Annotated in this window: 13 protein-coding genes and 1 other annotated feature; of the genes, 10 read left to right on the top strand and 3 right to left on the bottom strand. The window is 61.3% G+C overall.

Annotated elements, in window-relative coordinates; all coding sequences use genetic code 11:
* The first annotated feature begins 9 nt into the window (after nt 1-9).
* The 4 genes from KPHS_32170 (at nt 10) to KPHS_32140 (ending at nt 8,212) form a co-directional block, all read left to right on the top strand.
* A complete protein-coding gene (locus tag KPHS_32170) occupies nt 10-2,484 on the top strand; it encodes a putative nitrite reductase (RefSeq protein ID YP_005227517.1) in 2,475 nt (824 codons plus the stop codon).
* Nucleotides 10-4,078, top strand: a sequence feature (potential frameshift: common BLAST hit: gi|238895280|ref|YP_002920015.1| putative nitrite reductase [NAD(P)H] large subunit). It overlaps the preceding gene by 2,475 nt.
* Complete coding sequence (locus KPHS_32160) at nt 2,534-4,078, top strand: putative nitrite reductase (RefSeq protein YP_005227516.1); 1,545 nt, start codon at nt 2,534-2,536, stop codon at nt 4,076-4,078. (Overlaps the previous feature by 1,545 nt.)
* Nucleotides 4,078-6,678 (top strand): putative nitrate reductase, encoded by a 2,601-nt coding sequence (locus tag KPHS_32150; protein YP_005227515.1) that lies wholly within the window; start codon nt 4,078-4,080, stop codon nt 6,676-6,678. Before KPHS_32160 ends, KPHS_32150 begins: the two co-directional genes overlap by 1 nt.
* Nucleotides 6,679-6,859: 181 nt before the next feature.
* On the top strand, nt 6,860-8,212 hold the full coding sequence (locus KPHS_32140) for a YchO/YchP family invasin (protein ID YP_005227514.1): 1,353 nt from the start codon (nt 6,860-6,862) through the stop codon (nt 8,210-8,212).
* On the opposite strand, the gene KPHS_32130 is transcribed toward KPHS_32140, so the two are convergent.
* Together KPHS_32130 and KPHS_32120 are read right to left on the bottom strand one after the other, a co-directional pair.
* Nucleotides 8,209-8,859, bottom strand: a complete 651-nt coding sequence (locus KPHS_32130) for a transcriptional regulator NarL (protein YP_005227513.1) — start codon at nt 8,857-8,859, stop codon at nt 8,209-8,211. The genes KPHS_32140 and KPHS_32130 overlap by 4 nt on opposite strands.
* 10 nt (nt 8,860-8,869) lie before the next feature.
* Nucleotides 8,870-10,648 (bottom strand): two-component nitrate/nitrite sensory histidine protein kinase, encoded by a 1,779-nt coding sequence (locus tag KPHS_32120; protein ID YP_005227512.1) that lies wholly within the window; start codon nt 10,646-10,648, stop codon nt 8,870-8,872.
* Nucleotides 10,649-10,959: 311 nt separating this feature from the next.
* Here KPHS_32120 and KPHS_32110 point away from each other — a divergent pair, with 311 nt between their 5' ends.
* The 6 genes from KPHS_32110 to KPHS_32060 all read left to right on the top strand — a co-directional run bounded on the left by KPHS_32110 (nt 10,960) and on the right by KPHS_32060 (nt 19,413).
* On the top strand, nt 10,960-12,348 hold the full coding sequence (locus tag KPHS_32110; protein ID YP_005227511.1) for a nitrite extrusion protein: 1,389 nt from the start codon (nt 10,960-10,962) through the stop codon (nt 12,346-12,348).
* Nucleotides 12,349-12,473: 125 nt separating this feature from the next.
* Nucleotides 12,474-12,587, top strand: a complete 114-nt coding sequence (locus tag KPHS_32100; protein YP_005227510.1) for a hypothetical protein — start codon at nt 12,474-12,476, stop codon at nt 12,585-12,587.
* A gap of 166 nt (nt 12,588-12,753) precedes the next feature.
* Nucleotides 12,754-16,497 (top strand): nitrate reductase 1 subunit alpha, encoded by a 3,744-nt coding sequence (locus tag KPHS_32090; RefSeq protein ID YP_005227509.1) that lies wholly within the window; start codon nt 12,754-12,756, stop codon nt 16,495-16,497.
* Complete coding sequence (locus KPHS_32080) at nt 16,494-18,029, top strand: nitrate reductase 1, Fe-S (beta) subunit (RefSeq protein ID YP_005227508.1); 1,536 nt, start codon at nt 16,494-16,496, stop codon at nt 18,027-18,029. The genes KPHS_32090 and KPHS_32080 overlap by 4 nt, the downstream gene beginning before the upstream one ends.
* Complete coding sequence (locus tag KPHS_32070; protein ID YP_005227507.1) at nt 18,026-18,736, top strand: nitrate reductase 1, delta subunit, assembly function; 711 nt, start codon at nt 18,026-18,028, stop codon at nt 18,734-18,736. The genes KPHS_32080 and KPHS_32070 overlap by 4 nt, the downstream gene beginning before the upstream one ends.
* Nucleotides 18,736-19,413, top strand: coding sequence for a nitrate reductase 1, cytochrome b(NR), gamma subunit (locus tag KPHS_32060; protein ID YP_005227506.1), 678 nt, complete (start codon nt 18,736-18,738; stop codon nt 19,411-19,413). The genes KPHS_32070 and KPHS_32060 overlap by 1 nt, the downstream gene beginning before the upstream one ends.
* Here KPHS_32060 and KPHS_32050 read toward each other — a convergent pair.
* Nucleotides 19,410-20,306, bottom strand: coding sequence for a DMT family transporter (locus KPHS_32050; protein ID YP_005227505.1), 897 nt, complete (start codon nt 20,304-20,306; stop codon nt 19,410-19,412). The two genes, KPHS_32060 and KPHS_32050, sit on opposite strands and share 4 nt — an antisense overlap.
* Nucleotides 20,307-20,320 lie beyond the last annotated feature (14 nt).

Here is a 20,320-nt window from a genome sequence, read left to right as displayed (position 1 = left end):
GAGGCGGTCATGACGCGGCGACTGGTGGTGATCGGTAACGGCATGGCGGCCACCCGGCTGGTGCAGCGGCTGGTTGAGCGCGACCCCGCGCGGTTTGCCATTACCGTCGTCGGCGACGAGCCGCACCCGGCCTATAACCGCATTCAGCTCTCGCCGCTGCTGGCAGGTGAAAAAACGGCGGCGCAGATCCCGTTGCTGCCGGCGGAGTGGTACACCCGGCACGGGGTGTGCCTGCGGTCTGGCGAGGCGGTCGATGAAGTCGATATTCAGCAACGGCGGCTGCGCATCGCGGAAACCTGGCTGCCGTGGGATGAGCTGGTGTTCGCCACCGGTTCGCGGCCCTTTATCCCGCCGCTGCCGGGCATTGATCGTCCGCAGGTTATGCCCTTCCGCACCCTGGCGGACGTGGAACGTATTCTGGCGATACCCGGCCCGGCGGTGGTGATTGGCGGTGGGGTGCTGGGGGTGGAAGCGGCGGCGGCGCTGCGTCGTCACGGCGGAGAGGTCACTCTTCTGCATCGCGGCAGCGGATTAATGGCGCCGCTGACCGACGCTTTTGCCGCCGATGAGCTCAGGCAGCAGCTTGAAGCGCGCGGCATTCGCTGCGTGCTGGAGTGCAGCATCGCCGCCATCGACGCCGATGGCGTGCGGCTGGCGGACGGGCGCGTATTCCGCGCCGCCAGAGTGGTGCTGGCTACCGGCGTGCAGCCCGACAGCCGTCTGGCGGCGCAGTCCGGCGTGCTGTGCCAGCGGGGGATCGTGGTCGACCGTCAGATGGCCTCCTCGCTGCCGGGGATCAGCGCCATCGGCGAATGTTGCGAAATTGACGGCCAGACCTGGGGGCTGGTGGCTCCCTGCCTGCGTCAGGCCGAGGTGCTGGCGGATCGCCTGTGCGGCGCCCCCGGCGAGGGCTTTGTCTGGCAGGACGCCGGGACCCGCCTGAAGGTCACCGGCATTGAATTCTTTTGCGCTGGCGAGCAGCAGGCCGGCGAACAGGATGACATTTATACCAGCTGGGACCCCATCGACCGCCACTATCGCCGCCTGCTGCTGCGCGATGGCCGCCTGCGCGGCGTGCTGCTGATGGGCGACTGCACCGCCGCCGCCGCGCTCACCGCGCGCCTGGAAAGCGATGAGCCTGCCACCGTGGACTGGCTTTTTGACCCCTCTTCAACGCAGCCGCAGGCTGCAGGAATAATGACGATGACGAAACCTGTATTAGTGCTGGTGGGACATGGCATGGTCGGCCACCATTTTCTCGAGCAATGCGTGAGCCGCAATCTGCATCAGCAATATCGAATCGTGGTGTTTGGCGAAGAGCGTTATCCCGCCTACGACCGGGTACATCTCTCCGAGTATTTTGCCGGACGCAGCGCCGAGTCGCTGTCGCTGGCGGCCGGGGACTTCTTTATTGAACATGGTATTGAACTCCGCCTCGGCGAGGCGGTGGCGACCATCGACCGCGAAGCACGGCTGGTACGGGACGCCGAGGGGCATGAAATCCACTGGGATAAACTGGTGCTGGCGACCGGCTCGTATCCCTTTGTTCCGCCAATCCCCGGTAACGATCTCGCGGGGTGTTTTGTCTACCGCACTCTTGACGATCTCGACCGTATCGCCGCCCATGCCGCCGCGGCGAAGAGCGGGGTGGTTATCGGCGGCGGGCTGCTCGGGCTGGAGGCGGCCAACGCCCTGAAACAGCTGGGGCTGGAGACGCAGGTGGTGGAGTTTGCCCCGAACCTGATGGCCGTCCAGCTGGATAACGGCGGGGCGGCGATGCTCCGGGAGAAGATCGTCGCCCTCGGCGTGGGGGTGCATACCAGCAAAGCGACCACCGCCATCGTGCGCGAGGCCGACGGCCTGCGGCTGAACTTTGCCGACGGCGGCGCGTTGCGGACCGACATGGTGGTCTTCTCGGCGGGGATCCGCCCGCAGGACGCGCTGGCCCGCGGCTGCGCGCTGCAGGTGGGCGAACGCGGGGGAATTCACATCGACGGCCAGTGCCGCACCTCTGACCCGGACGTGCTGGCGATAGGCGAATGCGCCCTGTGGGACAATAAAATTTACGGTCTGGTGGCGCCGGGCTATCAGATGGCGCGCATCGCCGCGGCCACTCTCGCAGGAGAGGACGCCTGCTTTAGCGGCGCCGACATGAGCACCAAACTGAAGCTGCTGGGAGTCGACGTGGCCTCGTTTGGCGATGCGCAGGGGCGCACGCCGGGCTGTCAGAGCTATCAATGGACCGACGGTCCGCAGCAGATTTACAAAAAAAATCGTCGTCAGTCAGGACGGCAAAGCCCTGCTTGGCGGCGTGCTGGTGGGGGATGCCAGCGACTATGCCACGCTGCTGCAGATGATGCTGAACGGCATGGCGCTGCCGCCGCGTCCGGAGAGTCTGATCCTGCCCGCGCTGGAGGGAGCCGCGCCGAAGGCGCTCGGCGTCGCGGCGCTGCCGGACAGCGCGCCGATCTGCTCCTGCCATAACGTCAGCAAAGGCGATATCTGCCAGGCGGTGAACAATGGGGCGAGGGATATGTCGGCGATAAAAAGCTGCACCAGAGCGGCTACCGGCTGCGGCGGCTGCAGCGCGCTGGTGAAACAGGTGATGGAGTATCAGCTGGCGGAGCAGGGCGTCGAAGTGAAAAAAGACGTCTGCGAACATTTCCCGTGGTCGCGCCAGGAGATCTACCACCTGGTGCGGGTTAACCATATCCATACCTTCGAGCAGTTGATTAGCCGCTACGGCCAGGGGCACGGCTGCGATGTCTGCAAACCGCTGGTGGCCTCGGTGCTGGCCTCCTGCTGGAACGAGTACCTGCTGAAGCCGGCGCACCTGCCGCTGCAGGATACCAACGACCGCTATTTCGCCAATATCCAGAAGGACGGGAGCTATTCGGTGGTGCCGCGGATGGCGGCAGGGGAAGTGACGCCGGACGGACTGATCGCCATCGGGCAGATCGCCAAACGTTACCAGCTCTACAGCAAAGTGACCGGCGGCCAGCGCATCGACCTGTTTGGCGCGCGGCTGGAACAGCTGCCGGCTATCTGGCGCGAGCTGGCCGACGCCGGGTTTGAAACCGGCCACGCCTACGGCAAGTCGCTGCGCACGGTGAAATCCTGCGTCGGCTCAACCTGGTGTCGCTACGGCGTGCAAGACTCCACCGGGCTCGCGGTACGGCTCGAGCATCGCTATAAAGGGCTACGCGCCCCGCACAAAATCAAGATGGCGGTCTCCGGATGCACCCGCGAATGCGCTGAAGCCCAGGGGAAAGATATCGGGGTGATTGCCACCGACAAAGGCTGGAATCTGTACGTCTGCGGCAACGGCGGGATGAAACCGCGTCACGCCGACCTGTTTGCCAGCGATCTCGACGAAGCGACGCTGATCCGCAGCATCGATCGTCTGCTGATGTTCTATATCCGTACCGCCGATCGCCTGCAGCGAACCAGCACCTGGATGGATAACCTGGAGGGCGGCGTCGCCTATCTGCGGCAGGTGGTGCTGGAAGATAGTCTTGGCATTGGCGAGGAGCTGGAGCAGGAGATGGCCCGGATCGTCGACAGCTACCAGTGCGAGTGGCAGACCACCCTCAACGATCCGCAGCGTCTGGCGCTGTTCCGCTCCTTCGTTAATAGCGACCAGCCCGACGAGGCTGTGCAGCGCCGCGATCTGCGCGGTCAGCCGCAGCCGCTGCTGACTGAGACGTTGCCCGAAGGCGAACTCCCATCCCGACCGTGGCAGGCGGTATGCGATCTTGACGCCATTCCGGCGCAGGCGGGGATCGGCGCCCGCTTAGGGGAGCGGCAGATTGCCCTGTTCCGCTTCGGCGAGCGGGTCTACGCCCTCGACAACCGCGAGCCGGGCAGCGCGGCCAACGTGCTGTCGCGTGGGCTGTTAGGGGACGTCGGCGGCGAGCCGGTGGTGATCTCCCCGCTGTACAAACAGCGGATACGCCTGCGCGACGGCTGGCCGTGCGACGGCGACGAACAGGCGGTACGCGCCTGGCCGGTGAAAGTAGAAAACGGCAAAGTGTGGGTGGGCAACCAGCAGCTGCTGGCCCGCGCGGAGGCCTCCTGATGAAGACCATCCGAACGACCTGCCCCTACTGCGGCGTAGGCTGCGGGGTGCTGGCGAGCGTGGACGACGCGGGGCAGGTGAGCGTGCGTGGCGACGATCAGCACCCGGCGAACCTCGGCCGTCTGTGCGTCAAAGGGGCCGCCTTAGGGGAGACCACGGGCCTGGCGGGGCGGCTGCTGACGCCGGAGGTCGACGGCCAGCAGGTAGCCTGGCCTCAGGCGCTGGCGGAAACCGCTGCGCGCCTGAGACAGATTATCGACCAGCACGGACCGCAAGCGGTGGCCTTTTACGCCTCCGGCCAGCTGTTAACCGAGGATTACTATGCCGCCAATAAGCTGATGAAAGGGTTTATCGGCGCGGCGAACATCGATACCAATTCACGGCTGTGCATGTCGTCAGCGGTCACTGGCTACAAGCGGGCCTTTGGCGCCGACGTGGTGCCCTGCAGCTACGATGATGTGGAAAACAGCGATCTGGTGGTGCTGGTCGGCTCGAACGCCGCCTGGGCGCATCCGGTGCTGTTCCAGCGGCTGGCGCAGGCGAAGCGGGATAATCCCCGATTGCGGATCGTGGCGATCGACCCCCGACGCACCGCTACCTGCGAGATCGCCGACCGCCATCTGGCGCTGGCCCCGGGAAGCGACGGCGGGTTGTTTGCGGGGCTGCTTAACGCCCTGGCTGAGGCAGGAGCCTGCGTCGATGGCTTTCGCGACGGCCCGCAGGCGCTGGCCGCCGCCCGCGGCTGGGACGTGGCGAGGGTGGCGGCCTTTTGCGGTCTGCCTGCCGATGAGGTGGCGGGATTCTATCGCGAGTTCATCGCCGCCCCGCGGGCGATCACCCTCTACACCATGGGAATCAATCAATCCGCCAGCGGCAGCGACAAATGTAACGCCATCATCAACGTCCATCTGGCCAGCGGGAAGTATGGCCGCCGCGGCTGCGGCCCCTTTTCGCTGACCGGTCAACCCAACGCCATGGGCGGCCGCGAAGTCGGCGGGCTGGCGACGATGCTGGCGGCGCACATGGATTTTGTGCCAGACGATCTGCAGCGGCTGGCCCGCTTCTGGGGGACGGAACGGCTGGCGCAGACCCCCGGGCTGACCGCCGTGGAGCTGTTTGCCGCCATTGGCCGCGGCGAGGTCAAAGCGGTCTGGATCATGGGTACCAACCCGGTGGTGTCGCTCCCTGACAGCCACGCGGTGAGCCAGGCGCTGGCCGCCTGTCCGCTGGTGATCGTCTCGGATGTCGCCGCCCAGACCGATACCGGACGTTTCGCCCACATCCGCTTTCCGGCGCTGGCCTGGGGCGAGAAGAATGGCACGGTCACCAACTCGGAGCGGCGGATATCCCGTCAGCGCAGCTTTCTGCCGCCGCCGGGGGAGGCGAAAGCGGACTGGTGGATCATCGCCAGAGTGGGCCAGGCGCTGGGGTATCGCGAGGCGTTTGCCTGGCAGCATCCGCATGACGTCTTCCGCGAGCATGCGGCGCTGTCCGGTTTCGAAAACGACGGCCAGCGGGCGTTTGATATCGGCGCGCTGGCGGATCTCAGCCGTGAGGCGTGGGACGCCATGCCGCCGGTGCGCTGGCCGGTCAGCCGCAGCGAGGTCGCCTGGGATATCACGCGCGGCTGGCATGGCGATGGCAGGCTGCGGATGGTGCCGGTGACGCCTCAACCGACCCGGGCGACAACCGATGCCTTTTATCCGCTGATCCTCAACAGCGGGCGGATCCGCGATCAGTGGCACACCATGACCCGTACCGGCGCAGTGCCGCGGCTGATGCAGCATATCGCGGAGCCAATGGTGGAGGTGGCGCCGCAGGATGCCGTTCGCTATCAGCTTCCCGCTGACGGGCTGGCGCGGATCTGGTCGCGGCATGGGGTGATGGTGGCGAAAGTGGCGATCAGCGAAGGGCAGCGCCCCGGCTCGCTGTTTGTTCCGATGCACTGGAACAACCAGTTTGCCCGTCAGGGGCGGGTGAATAACCTGCTGGCCGCCGTCACGGACCCGTATTCCGGCCAGCCGGAAAGTAAACAGGCGGCGGTGGCGATCGCCGCCTGGCAACCGGCCTGGCACAGCGAGCTTTTTTGCCGCGAACCGCTACCATTTCCTGCGGCCTGGCACTGGCGGCGGCGGGCGACGCCAGGCGTGCTGCACTACTCGCTGGCCGGGGAGGCATCTGCCCGACAGTGGCTCAGCGCGTGGTGCGCCCGGCGCGGCTGGCAGTTACAGGTGGCTGACGGCGGCGCGGTGTGGAACCTGCTGGCCTGGCATCAGGGAAGGCTGATGCTCGGCTGGTGGAGCGATGCGCGCGAGCCGGCGGTGGATTGCGCATGGATAAGCGCTGCCTTTGCCGCGCCGCCGTCCGATGCTGCCCAACGACATGCCTTGCTTAGCGGCCGACCGGGCGCCGCAGTCGCGCCGCGGGGGCGGATCGTCTGCAGCTGCTTTGGGGTGGGGGAATGGTCAATTAACGAGGCCATCGCCAGCGGCTGCGCCAGCGTCGGGGCGCTGGGTGGGAAGCTGAAATGCGGGACCAACTGCGGCTCTTGCGTGCCGGAGCTCAACGCGCTGCTGGCGGCGCAACGAACCCGGGCGTAACGGTGGCGCGCAGCGACGCCTCCGGTTGGGCGGCACCTTACCCAACCGGTTTCAGCTTATTCCTGGAATTGCCCACAGGGCTGCGGGAGCAGGGAAAAAACGATAAACTAACACTTCTATCCATTTTTGTGAGCTTGCGCAAACTCTGTTAATGCCTGTGTCGTTCCGTTTGTTGCCAACGTTGACCTTTCTCCTGCTGTTGCCGGGCGTTCCCGTCTGGGCGCTGACCGCCAGCGACACCACCCGCCCTGCGCAAGCGCAAGATCCGCTGCCCGATATGGGGATTGCTCCCCAGGTTGATGACGACGCCCGGCACTTTGCCGAAGTGGCGAAGAAGTTTGGCGAGGCCAGCATGAGCGACAATGGTCTGACGGCGGGTGAACAGGCGCAGCTGTTTGCCATCAGTAAAATCGGCAATGAAGTGAGTCATCAGCTGGAGAGTTGGCTCTCGCCGTGGGGCAACGCCAATGTCGACCTGCTGGTCGATAAAGAGGGGAAATTCACCGGCAGTAAAGGGAGCTGGTTCGTGCCGTTGCAGGATAACGACCGTTACCTGACCTGGAACCAGTACTCGGTGACCCGGCGCGAGCACGATCTGGTGGGCAACATCGGGCTTGGCCAGCGTTGGCGGGTCGGCGGTTGGCTGCTGGGCTATAACTCGTTTTACGATAAAGTGCTGAGCGAAAGCCTGGCGCGCGGCAGCGTTGGCGCCGAAGCGTGGGGAGAATATCTCCGCCTGTCGGCAAACTATTACCATCCGCTGGGCGACTGGCAGCTACGCGATAATCAGACTCAGGAGCAACGGATGGCCGCAGGGTATGACGTCACCGCCCAGGCGCGGCTGCCGTTCTACCAGCACATCAACACCAGCGTCAGCGTCGAACAATATTTCGGCGATAGCGTCGATCTGTTTCACTCCGGCACCGGCTACCATAATCCGGTGGCCGTCTCCGTTGGGCTCAATTACACCCCGGTCCCGCTGGTCACGGTGACCGCTAAGCATAAGCAGGGGGAAAATGGCGTCAGCCAGAACAATGTGGGCCTGAAGCTAAACTACCGCTTTGGCGTACCCCTTAAGCAGCAGCTTGCGGCAGACGAGGTGGCGATCAGCAACTCGCTGCGCGGGAGCCGCTTCGATAGTCCGGAGCGGGATAATCTGCCGGTGGTGGAGTATCGTCAGCGCAAAAATCTGACGGTCTATCTGGCCACGCCGCCCTGGGATCTGCAGTCCGGGGAGACGGTGCAGTTGAAGCTGCAGATCCATAGTCTGCATGGCATCAAGGCGCTGCACTGGCAGGGAGACACCCAGGCCCTCAGCCTGACGCCGCCGGTAGATGCCAGCAGCCCCGATGGCTGGAGCATCATTATGCCGGTGTGGAACAGTGAACCGGGCGCCGCGAACCGCTGGCGCCTGTCGGTGGTGGTGGAGGATAAACAGGGGCAGCGCGTCTCCTCCAATGAGATCGCCCTGGCGCTGACCGAGCCGCTGGTCAAGTTTACCACGCCAGGCGTCTCCTGGACGGACTCGCCTTAGAAGATTCGCTCCTGGTGGACCCACACCGCCGCTTCCACGCGGGATTTGAGCTTCATTTTCTTCAGCATGTGTTTTACGTGTACTTTGACGGTGCTTTCGGTGATATCCAGGCGACGGGCGATCATTTTGTTCGGCAGTCCCTGGGCTATCAGCTTGAGAATGTCGCGCTCGCGCGGGGTCAGCTGGCTGATGTCCCGATCGGAGGTGGCGCGGTTGGCGCGCAGGCTGGCGGCCAGCACCGGCGTTAACGCTTCGCTTAATACCATCTCTCCGGCGGCCGCCTGCTGCAGCGCTTTCAGCAGATCTTCCGGTTCCATGTCCTTCAGCAAATAGCCATCGGCGCCGCGCTTCAGGGCGGTGACAACGTCCTCTTCATGGTTGGAGACGCTGAAGACCACTACCCGGCCAGAAAGGGATTTCTCACGCAGCTTATCCAGCGTCTCCAGACCGTTCATGCCCGGCATATTAAGGTCCAGCAGGATCAGGTCAGGATCCAGCGACTCGGCCAGCTCAATACCTTGCGCGCCATTGCTGGCCTCGCCAATCACCTGGATGTCCGGCGCCATGCTGATCAACTGTTTCACGCCGGTGCGCAGCATCGGATGGTCGTCAATGAGAAGGATAGTTGCCCGTTCCTGTTGACTCATGAGGGTCTCCTTATTGGATGGAAAACGTTTTTTCCGGGATAAACGTGACGATCACTTCGGTTCCACCGGTTTCCCGGCGTCGTACCTGACAGTCACCGCGCAAGCTCTGGGCGCGATCCCGCATAATAATTAAACCGTAATGGTTACTCCGTTCGGCGTGGTCCGGTACGCCGCGGCCGTTATCCGCTACCACCAGACGAACCTGATTATCGCGTTGTGACACCGTCACGGTCACTTCGGTCGCGCTGGCATGCTTCAGAGCGTTGCTCAACGCTTCGCGAGCGATCTGCAGCAGGTGGATCGCCTGATGCGAGGGCACAAAGCGCGGCGGGAGCTGGTAATCAAGCTGCACCGTAAAGCCGAAGTGGGCGCTGTACTCCTGACAGCTGGACTCCAGCGCCGGGCGCAGCCCCGGCTCGGTCAACTGCAGGCGGAAGGTGGTTAACAGCTCCCGCAGCTGGGCCCACGAGGTATTCAGTTCGTTACGGATCTGCCCCAGCAGCTGGCGGCTTTCCGTCGGCAAGGCGTCGCCTTGCATCTGCAGACAGCTAACCTGCATCTTCATACAGGATAGCGACTGGGCGATGGAGTCGTGCAGCTCGCGGGCGATAGTGGCCCGTTCTTCCATGACGATCAGCTGCTGCTGCTTCTCCTGATGGCGGTCCAGCGCCAGGGTGCTGGTCAGCTGTTCCACCAGGGTATCCACCAGCTGCTGCTGATCGTGGCTGAGATGGCGGCCAACCGGCAGCGTCGCCAGCAGGATGCCGTACTGACTATGCGCATCTGACAGCCGCCACTTCAGCGTTGTTCCCCCATCCGGCAGCGGCGGCAGATTGCGTGGACAGAGGTAGCAGCCTTTATCATCACAGTCATCATCCGAGTGGCAGGTAAACTCCTGGTGATTATCTTCGTCTTCCAGGTCGTAAACCCGTACCTCGATATCGCGCAGCAGCGTCAGCCCCTGCAGGCCATTCAGTACCGGCGAAATACGTTCGCAGAGCGGGGCGCTGGAGTGCAGCCGGCGGTTGGCCTGCCATAAGAAAGCGAGGATCTCGTTCTTCTGCTCCAGTCCGGCAGTCTTCTCCTGCACCCGCCGCTCGAGCACGGCGTAGCTTTCCGCCAGCTCTTCCGACATGTTATTCAGCGCCATGCCCAGGGTCGCCATTTCGTTGCGGCCGCTGATGTGCGCCCGCTGGGTGAAATCACGCTGACTCACCGCGCGCGCCATGCTCAGCAGCTGTTTCCACGGCCGCAGCAGACGGGCGCGTAGCCAGATGATAGTGAAGATCAGCAGCAGCGCCATACCAATGGCGAGGATGCGATGGATCCAGACCACCCGTTCGATACGCTGCTCGGTGGTGTGGTCGAATGCGGTGACCAACTGGTCGATACGATCGACAAAGTCGGCGACATCCTGGGCCACTTCCGCCTGATTGACTGCGCGCTGCATGCCGGGGGCCAGCGCCAGCTGCCAGTACTGCTGCAGGGCTTTAAGCTGGATTTCCTGGCCGTCGCGGCGGGCGGAATTTTGCAGCTCCGGGCTGAAGACGGTGGCGGTCATGTCCGCCACCAGTTTTTGATCGTTTTCATTCAGCGGGATCGCCGCCAGCAGCCGGTAGCTTTGCATACGCAATGAACCGGCCTTGTTAATGGCGTGCGCGCTGCCCTGCACGCCGTTCACCAGGCGCGCGGAGATCGCCATGCCGGCGACGCCAATAATCGTGGCGAGCAGCACGATTAACGCCAGTTGATTGACCAGCGTCAGCGGGGTAAAAAGACGTTTTAACATGGAATGCGTGGCTCCTGACCGGTCATGTCTCCGGGAGTGGCGCTTATTCTCGACTATCCCCTGGAGTATACCCATACCCCCAAAGAGTTACTCCTTAATTGTCGGTGGTAGGCGATGTTAGGGGGGGGATTATACGCAACCCGGCAGCAGCGTGAAAAACCACACTTTTTTCCCCACCATTCTCTACTCACTTGGAGGCATGGTTTATTTTTGCACAAATTAGCTCGCGCTTTTCCTTTGATTTATATCAACTTACCGCCCCGGGTAACCCCTAAGGTAGCGGCAGGAAATATGAATAATCAGAGGTATCTATGAGTCAATCTTCCCTCCCGGAGAAGGCTAACCGCTCGGTCATAACCGACTGGCGGCCTGAAGATCCTGAATTCTGGCAACAGCGCGGCCATCGTGTGGCAAGCCGCAATTTATGGATCTCCGTTCCCTGTCTGTTACTGGCGTTCTGCGTTTGGATGTTGTTCAGCGCGGTTGCCGTTAACCTCAACAAAGTAGGCTTTCAGTTTACAACCGATCAGCTGTTTATGCTGACCGCGCTGCCGGCGCTGTCAGGCGCCTTATTACGCGTGCCTTACGCCTTTATGGTGCCGCTGTTCGGCGGCCGTCGCTGGACGGCGTTCAGCACCGGGATCATGATTGTGCCATGCGTCTGGCTGGGCTTCGCGGTCCAGGATACCTCTACGCCGTTTAGCATCTTCGTGATTATCTCTCTGCTGTGCGGCTTCGCCGGAGCCAACTTTGCCTCCAGTATGGCCAACATCAGCTTCTTCTTCCCGAAAGCGAAGCAGGGCGGGGCGCTCGGCGTTAACGGCGGACTTGGCAATATGGGCGTCAGCGTGATGCAGCTGGTCGCGCCGCTGGTGGTCTCGATCTCTATCTTTGCCGTTTTTGGCGGTAACGGTAGCGAGCAACCGGACGGCTCGATGCTGTATCTGGAAAACGCCGCGTGGATCTGGGTACCTTTCCTGATTATTTTCACTCTGGCGGCGTGGTTCTTTATGAACGACCTGTCGGCTTCGAAAGCGTCGCTGAGCGAGCAGTTGCCGGTACTTAAGCGCCTGCATCTGTGGATTATGGCGCTGCTCTATCTCGCGACCTTCGGCTCCTTTATCGGCTTTTCCGCCGGGTTCGCGATGCTGTCAAAAACTCAGTTCCCGGATGTGCAGATCCTGCATTACGCCTTCTTCGGCCCGTTCATTGGCGCGCTGGCGCGTTCGATGGGCGGGGCGATCTCCGACCGCCTCGGTGGGACCCGCGTAACGCTGGTCAACTTTGTGGTGATGGCTGTCTTCTGCGCGCTGCTGTTCCTGACCCTGCCGACCAACGGCCAGGGCGGTAACTTTATCGCCTTCTTCGCGGTGTTTATGGTGCTGTTCCTGACCGCCGGGCTGGGGAGCGCCTCCACCTTCCAGATGATCTCCGTGATCTTCCGTAAGCTGACTATGGACCGCGTGAAGGCCCAGGGCGGCAGCGAAGCGCAGGCGATGCGCGAGGCGGCGACCGATACCGCGGCGGCGCTGGGCTTTATCTCCGCCATTGGCGCTATCGGCGGCTTCTTTATTCCGAAAGCGTTCGGTATCTCGCTGGATCTGACCGGCTCGCCGGCCGGGGCGATGAAAGTGTTCCTCGTGTTCTATATTGCCTGCGTGGTGATCACCTGGGCGGTATACGGTCGTAAGCGTCAGTAATCGGCCGCGGTAACGTTGGCGTATAAAAAGGCGCGCTCCCCACGGAGGCGCCTTTTTTAACCGCTCAATTAGTTACAACATACTATGGGAGAATATTGTCCGCATCGACCGCTGAGCCAGAACAGGTGGGCTTGCCAGTGAAATGGCTCTACCCCTTAATACCTCCGTTGTTAACAAATCCCGGTGAGGCGCCGCTTTTTGAGGTGAAAACCATTAAAAAACAACAAGTTAAAAAATAACATCTTATACCACCTTGGTGGTAATCGAGGTTTTGCTGCGCAGTAACAAGACAGTTCGGATTGATCGCTATCAATTCTCGCCCTCTTTCATAGCGTTACCTTCGCTGCAAATCCAGCAATGTCGATTTATCAGAGAGCCGTCAGGCTCCATATCAGGAGAAACCCGATGAGTAAATTCCTGGACCGGTTTCGCTACTTCAAACAGAAGGGTGAAACCTTTGCCGATGGGCACGGCCAGCTTCTAAACACCAACCGGGACTGGGAGGATGGATACCGTCAACGTTGGCAGCATGACAAAATTGTGCGTTCCACTCACGGTGTCAACTGCACCGGCTCATGCAGCTGGAAGATTTATGTCAAAAACGGTCTGGTGACCTGGGAAACGCAGCAGACTGACTATCCGCGCACCCGCCCGGACCTGCCGAACCACGAACCACGCGGTTGCCCGCGCGGCGCCAGCTACTCCTGGTATCTGTACAGCGCTAACCGCCTGAAATACCCGCTGATGCGTAAACGCCTGATGAAGATGTGGCGGGAAGCGAAAGTTCAGCATAGCGATCCGGTTGAGGCATGGGCGTCGATTATCGAAGACGCCGACAAAGCTAAAAGCTTCAAACAGGCCCGCGGTCGCGGCGGTTTTGTACGTTCCTCCTGGCAGGAAGTGAATGAGCTGATTGCCGCCTCCAACGTCTATACCGTCAAAACCTACGGTCCGGACCGCGTGGCTGGCTTCTCGCCGATCCCGGCGATGTCGATGGTCTCCTACGCGTCCGGCGCCCGTTATCTGTCGCTGATCGGCGGCACCTGCCTGAGCTTCTACGACTGGTACTGCGACCTGCCGCCGGCTTCGCCGATGACCTGGGGCGAGCAGACCGATGTGCCGGAATCCGCCGACTGGTATAACTCCAGCTATATCATCGCCTGGGGCTCCAACGTGCCGCAGACCCGCACCCCGGATGCGCACTTCTTTACCGAAGTCCGCTATAAAGGGACCAAAACCGTAGCCATCACTCCGGACTACGCCGAAATCGCCAAACTCTGCGATCTGTGGCTGGCGCCGAAGCAGGGTACCGATGCCGCGATGGCGCTGGCGATGGGCCATGTGATGCTGCGTGAATTCCACCTCGATAAGCCGAGCCAGTATTTCACCGACTATGTGCGCCGCTATACCGACATGCCGATGCTGGTGATGCTCGAGGAGCGCGACGGTTATTATGCCGCCGGCCGTACGCTGCGCGCATCCGACCTCGTGGATTCCCTTGGTCAGGAGAATAATCCGGAATGGAAAACCGTCGCCTTTGACGAGAAGGGCGACATGACCGTACCGAACGGTTCCCTCGGATTCCGCTGGGGCGACAAAGGCAAATGGAACCTCGAACAGCGCGACGGTAAAACTGGCGAAGAGATTGAGCTACGTCTGAGCCTGCTGGGCAGCCATGATGAAGTGGCGAACGTCGGCTTCCCGTACTTCGGCGGCGAAGGGTCTGAGCACTTTAACAAAGTCGATCTGGAAAACATTCTGCTGCACAAACTGCCGGCCAAACGCCTGCAGCTGGCCGACGGCTCTACCGCCCTGGTCACCACCGTGTATGACCTGACCATGGCTAACTACGGCCTGGAGCGCGGTCTGAACGATGACAACTGCGCCGCCGGCTACGATGAAGTGAAAGCCTACACCCCGGCGTGGGCGGAGAAGATCACCGGCGTCTCCCGCGCGCATATCATCCGTACCGCCCGTGAATTTGCCGATAACGCCGATAAAACTCACGGTCGTTCGATGATTATCGTCGGGGCGGGCCTCAACCACTGGTTCCACCTCGACATGAACTACCGTGGCCTGATCAATATGCTGATCTTCTGCGGCTGCGTCGGTCAGAGCGGCGGCGGTTGGGCGCACTATGTGGGCCAGGAAAAACTGCGTCCGCAGACCGGCTGGCAGCCGCTGGCGTTCGCCCTTGACTGGCAGCGTCCGGCACGTCACATGAATAGTACCTCGTACTTCTATAACCACTCCAGCCAGTGGCGCTATGAAACGGTGACCGCGCAGGAACTGCTGTCGCCGATGGCGGATAAATCCCGTTACAGCGGCCACCTGATCGACTTTAACGTGCGCGCAGAGCGGATGGGCTGGCTGCCGTCGGCGCCGCAGCTTGGCGTCAACCCGCTGCGTATCGCTGACGAAGCGAAAAAAGCCGGCATGACCCCGGTGGATTACACCGTGAAGTCGCTGAAAGAGGGCTCGATTCGCTTTGCGGCCGAGCAGCCGGAAAATGGCAAAAACCACCCGCGTAACCTGTTTATCTGGCGTTCCAACCTGCTGGGCTCCTCCGGTAAAGGCCATGAATACATGCTCAAGTACCTGCTGGGTACCGAGAACGGCATTCAGGGCAAAGACCTGGGCAAGCAGGGCGGCGTGAAGCCGGAAGAAGTCGAATGGCGGGATAACGGCCTCGACGGCAAACTGGATCTGGTGGTGACCCTCGATTTCCGTCTGTCGAGCACCTGTCTCTACTCCGACATCGTGCTGCCGACCGCCACCTGGTACGAAAAAGACGACATGAATACCTCGGATATGCATCCGTTTATTCACCCGCTGTCGGCCGCCGTTGATCCAGCCTGGGAATCGAAGAGCGACTGGGAGATCTATAAAGGTATCGCGAAGAAATTCTCTGAAGTGTGCGTGGGCCACCTCGGTAAAGAAACCGACGTGGTGACCCTGCCGATCCAGCACGACTCCGCCGCGGAAATGGCGCAGCCGCTGGATGTCAAAGACTGGAAAAAAGGCGAATGCGATCTCATCCCCGGGAAAACCGCGCCGCATATTATTCCGGTTGAGCGTGATTACCCGGCGACCTACGAGCGTTTCACCTCGATCGGCCCGCTGCTGGAAACCATCGGCAACGGCGGGAAAGGCATCGCCTGGAACACCCAGAGCGAGATGGATCTGCTGCGTAAGCTCAACTACACCAAGGCGGAAGGCCCGGCGAAAGGCCAGCCGAAGCTGGAAACGGCCATCGACGCCGCGGAAATGATCCTCACCCTGGCCCCGGAAACCAACGGTCAGGTGGCGGTGAAAGCGTGGCAAGCGCTGAGCGAGATCACCGGTCGCGAGCATACGCATCTGGCGCTGAACAAAGAAGACGAGAAGATCCGCTTCCGCGATATTCAGGCGCAGCCGCGGAAGATTATCTCCAGCCCGACCTGGTCTGGCCTGGAAGATGAGCATGTCTCCTATAACGCCGGTTACACCAACGTTCACGAGCTGATCCCGTGGCGCACGCTGACCGGACGTCAGTCGCTGTATCAGGATCACCAGTGGATGCGCGACTTCGGCGAAAGCCTGCTGGTCTATCGGCCGCCGATCGACACCCGTTCGGTGAAAGCGGTGATGGGCGAGAAGTCCAACGGCAACCCGGAAAAGGCGCTGAACTTCCTGACCCCGCACCAGAAATGGGGTATCCACTCGACCTACAGCGATAACCTGCTGATGCTGACCCTGTCGCGCGGTGGGCCGATTGTCTGGATGAGCGAAGCGGATGCGAAAGATCTGGGTATCGAAGATAACGACTGGATCGAAGTGTTCAACGCCAACGGCGCCCTGACGGCGCGTGCGGTGGTGAGTCAGCGCGTTCCAGCCGGGATGACCATGATGTATCACGCGCAGGAACGTATCGTGAACCTGCCGGGCTCTGAAATCACCGGTCAGCGCGGGGGGATCCATAACTCCGTCACCCGTATTACGCCGAAACCGACCCACATGATCGGCGGCTACGGCCACCTGGCCTATGGCTTTAACTACTACGGCACCGTCGGCTCCAACCGCGATGAGTTTGTGGTGGTACGTAAGATGAAGAACATTAACTGGTTAGACGGCGAAGGCAACGACCAGGTACAGGAGAGCGTAAAATGAAAATTCGTTCACAAGTCGGCATGGTGCTGAATCTCGATAAGTGCATCGGCTGCCACACCTGCTCGGTGACCTGTAAAAACGTCTGGACCAGCCGGGAAGGGATGGAATACGCCTGGTTCAACAACGTGGAAAGTAAGCCGGGCGTCGGTTTCCCGAACGACTGGGAAAACCAGGAAAAATGGAAGGGCGGCTGGATCCGCAAAATCAACGGTAAACTGCAGCCGCGCATGGGCAATCGCGCGATGCTGTTGGGAAAAATCTTCGCCAACCCGCATCTGCCGGGCATCGATGATTACTACGAGCCGTTTGATTATGACTACCAGAATCTGCATAACGCGCCGGAGAGCAAACATCAGCCGATCGCCCGTCCGCGCTCGCTGATCACCGGTCAGCGGATGGACAAGATCACCAGCGGTCCGAACTGGGAAGAGATCCTCGGCGGCGAGTTTGAAAAACGCGCCAAAGATCAGAACTTCGACAACATGCAGAAGGCGATGTACGGCCAGTTCGAAAACACCTTCATGATGTATCTGCCGCGCCTGTGCGAGCACTGCCTGAACCCGGCCTGCGTCGCGACCTGCCCGAGCGGCGCCATCTATAAGCGTGAAGAAGACGGCATTGTACTGATCGACCAGGACAAGTGCCGCGGCTGGCGGATGTGTATCACCGGCTGTCCGTACAAGAAGATCTATTTCAACTGGAAGAGCGGGAAATCCGAGAAATGCATCTTCTGCTACCCGCGTATTGAATCCGGGATGCCGACGGTGTGCTCCGAAACCTGCGTGGGCCGTATCCGCTATCTCGGCGTCCTGCTATACGACGCGGACGCGATTGAAAACGCCGCCAGCACCGAGAACGAGAAAGATCTGTATCAGCGTCAGCTGGACGTGTTCCTCGATCCCAACGATCCGAAAGTGATCGAGCAGGCGCTGAAAGATGGCGTACCGCAGGGGGTCATTGAAGCTGCGCAGCAGTCGCCGGTTTACAAAATGGCGATGGACTGGAAGCTGGCCCTGCCGCTGCACCCGGAATATCGCACCTTGCCAATGGTCTGGTACGTGCCGCCGCTGTCGCCGATTCAGTCCGCCGCCGATGCGGGTGAACTGGGTAGCAACGGGATCCTGCCGGACGTGGAAAGCCTGCGTATTCCGGTGCAATATCTGGCGAACCTGCTGACCGCGGGCGATACCCAGCCGGTACTGCTGGCGCTGAAACGAATGCTGGCGATGCGCCACTATAAGCGTGCGGAAACCGTTGACGGCGTCGTCGATACCCGCGCGCTGGAAGAGGTGGGGCTGAGCGAAGCGCAGGCCCAGGAAATGTATCGCTATCTGGCGATCGCCAACTACGAAGATCGTTTCGTGGTGCCGAGCAGCCATCGTGAACAGGCGCGAGAAGCGTTTCCGGAGAAAAACGGCTGCGGCTTTAGCTTTGGCGATGGCTGCCACGGCTCTGACAGTCAGTTCAACCTGTTCAACAGCCGTCGCATCGACGCCATCGACGTGACCAGCAAAACGGAGCCGCACGCATGATTGAACTCGTGATTGTATCGCGTCTGCTCGAATATCCTGACGCTGCCTTATGGCAGCATCAGCAGGAGATGTTCGAGGCGCTCGCGTCATCAGAGAAACTCAGCAAAGAGGATGCCCACGCGCTGGGCGTTTTCCTGCGCGATTTAGTGGCTCAGGATCCGCTGGATGCCCAGGCGGCCTATAGCGAACTGTTTGACCGCGGCCGGGCCACCTCGCTGCTGCTGTTTGAACATGTCCACGGCGAATCCCGCGACCGCGGGCAGGCGATGGTCGACCTGATGGCGCAGTACGAGCGCCACGGTCTGCTGCTGGATAGCCATGAGCTGCCGGATCATCTGCCGCTATATCTGGAGTATCTGGCGCAGCTGCCGGAAGAGGAAGCGCTTGGCGGCCTGCGGGACGTCGCGCCGATCCTCGGTCTGCTCAGCGCGCGCCTGCAGCAGCGCGAAAGTCGCTATGCGGTGCTGTTCGAGCTATTGCTGAAGCTGGCCAATACGCAGGTCGACAGCCAGAAGGTGGCGGAGAAGATTGCCGACGAAGCGCGCGACGATACGCCGCAGGCGCTGGACGCCGTCTGGGAAGAAGAACAGGTCAAATTCTTTGCCGACCAGGGCTGCGGCGAGTCGGAAATTTCCGCTCACCAGCGTCGTTTTGCCGGAGCCGTGGCCCCGCAATATCTGAATATCTCTAACGGAGGACAGCAATAATGCACTTCCTGAATATGTTCTTCTTTGACATTTATCCGTACATTGCGGGTTCGGTGTTCCTGATTGGCAGCTGGTTGCGCTATGACTATGGCCAGTACACCTGGCGCGCCGCCTCCAGCCAGATGCTGGACCGTAAGGGGATGAACCTGGCGTCGAACCTGTTCCATATCGGCATCCTGGGTATTTTCGCCGGCCACTTCCTCGGCATGCTGACCCCGCACTGGATGTATGAGTCCTTCCTGCCGATCGACGTCAAGCAGAAGATGGCGATGATCGCCGGCGGCGCCTGCGGCGTGATGACCCTGGTGGGCGGGTTACTGCTGCTCAAGCGTCGTCTGCTGAGCCCGCGCGTTCGCGCCACCACCACCGGAGCGGATATTCTGATCCTCTCGTTGCTGATGGTGCAGTGTGCGCTCGGCCTGCTGACGATCCCGTTCTCCGCTCAGCATATGGACGGCAGTGAAATGATGAAACTGGTCGGCTGGGCGCAGTCGGTGGTGACGTTCCACGGCGGCGCGTCACAGCATCTGGATGGCGTGGCGTTTATTTTCCGCGTTCACCTGGTGCTGGGCATGACCCTGTTCCTGCTGTTCCCGTTCTCCCGTCTGGTTCATATCTGGAGCGCGCCGGTCGAATACCTGACGCGCAAATACCAGATTGTCCGCGCCCGTCGCTAACTGGCCCGCGACTGCTCACTGACCCCGCCGCGGCGGGGTTTTTTTTCGCCCCAGCCGAGATTATTCCCTGCGGCGGCAAACAGAATAAGCATCCCACCGAGCAATTGCACCGCGGATAACGCATGGTGGAAGACCAGATAGTCAACCACCATCGCCACCAGCGGATAAATAAAGGAGAGCGAACCGGTAACGGGCGTCGGCAGTTTCTGTATCGCGCTATATAAAAGCTGATACATGATCCCGGTATGGACGATGCCGAGGATCAGCAGATAGCGCCAGGGGAAGCTGGCCGTCAATTCTGGGGCATGCACCAGCGGCAGCAGCATCACGACGCCGACGAGAACCTGAATGAAGGCGATATGCTGCGCGGGGAGCGGATGCAGTTTGCGCGCGATGATGGCGGTCAGGGCATAGAAGAATGCCGCGCCCAGCGCCAGCAACACGCCGGTGGTAAGCCCCTCTTCGTGTGCAGGCGTCAGCTCGCTCGACAGCAGGATCACTACGCCGCCAAAGGCCAGCAGTAACCATCCCCATTTCACGGCGCTGACCCGTTCCCCCAGCACCATCCCCATCAGTACCAGCATAAACGGCTGGGTGTTATAGACCACGGTGGCCATACCGATTGAGATCCGCGAATAGGCGGCAAACAGCAGCAGCCAGTTGACGACCAGCGCCGCGCCGCCAATCACCGCCAGAGCGAGAGTGAAACGCGTTAGCCGGCTGAAGGGCTGGCGGCTTAACACGATAAACACCAGCAGGGTTAGCGCGCCAATCAGGCAGCGCCAGAACACCACATCAGTCACCGGCAAACCAGAGAGCAGCACGAACGCGCCGATCGAGCCGGAGATTATCATTGCCAGGCTCATCTGCCAGACGCCGCGGGTAAGTTGCATTTTTCACCTCCACC

It is taken from the genome of Klebsiella pneumoniae subsp. pneumoniae HS11286 (genome assembly GCF_000240185.1).
GTDB lineage: Bacteria > Pseudomonadota > Gammaproteobacteria > Enterobacterales > Enterobacteriaceae > Klebsiella > Klebsiella pneumoniae.
Note: the sequence above shows the minus strand (reverse complement) of the source record. Positions and strands in the feature narration are given on the sequence as shown.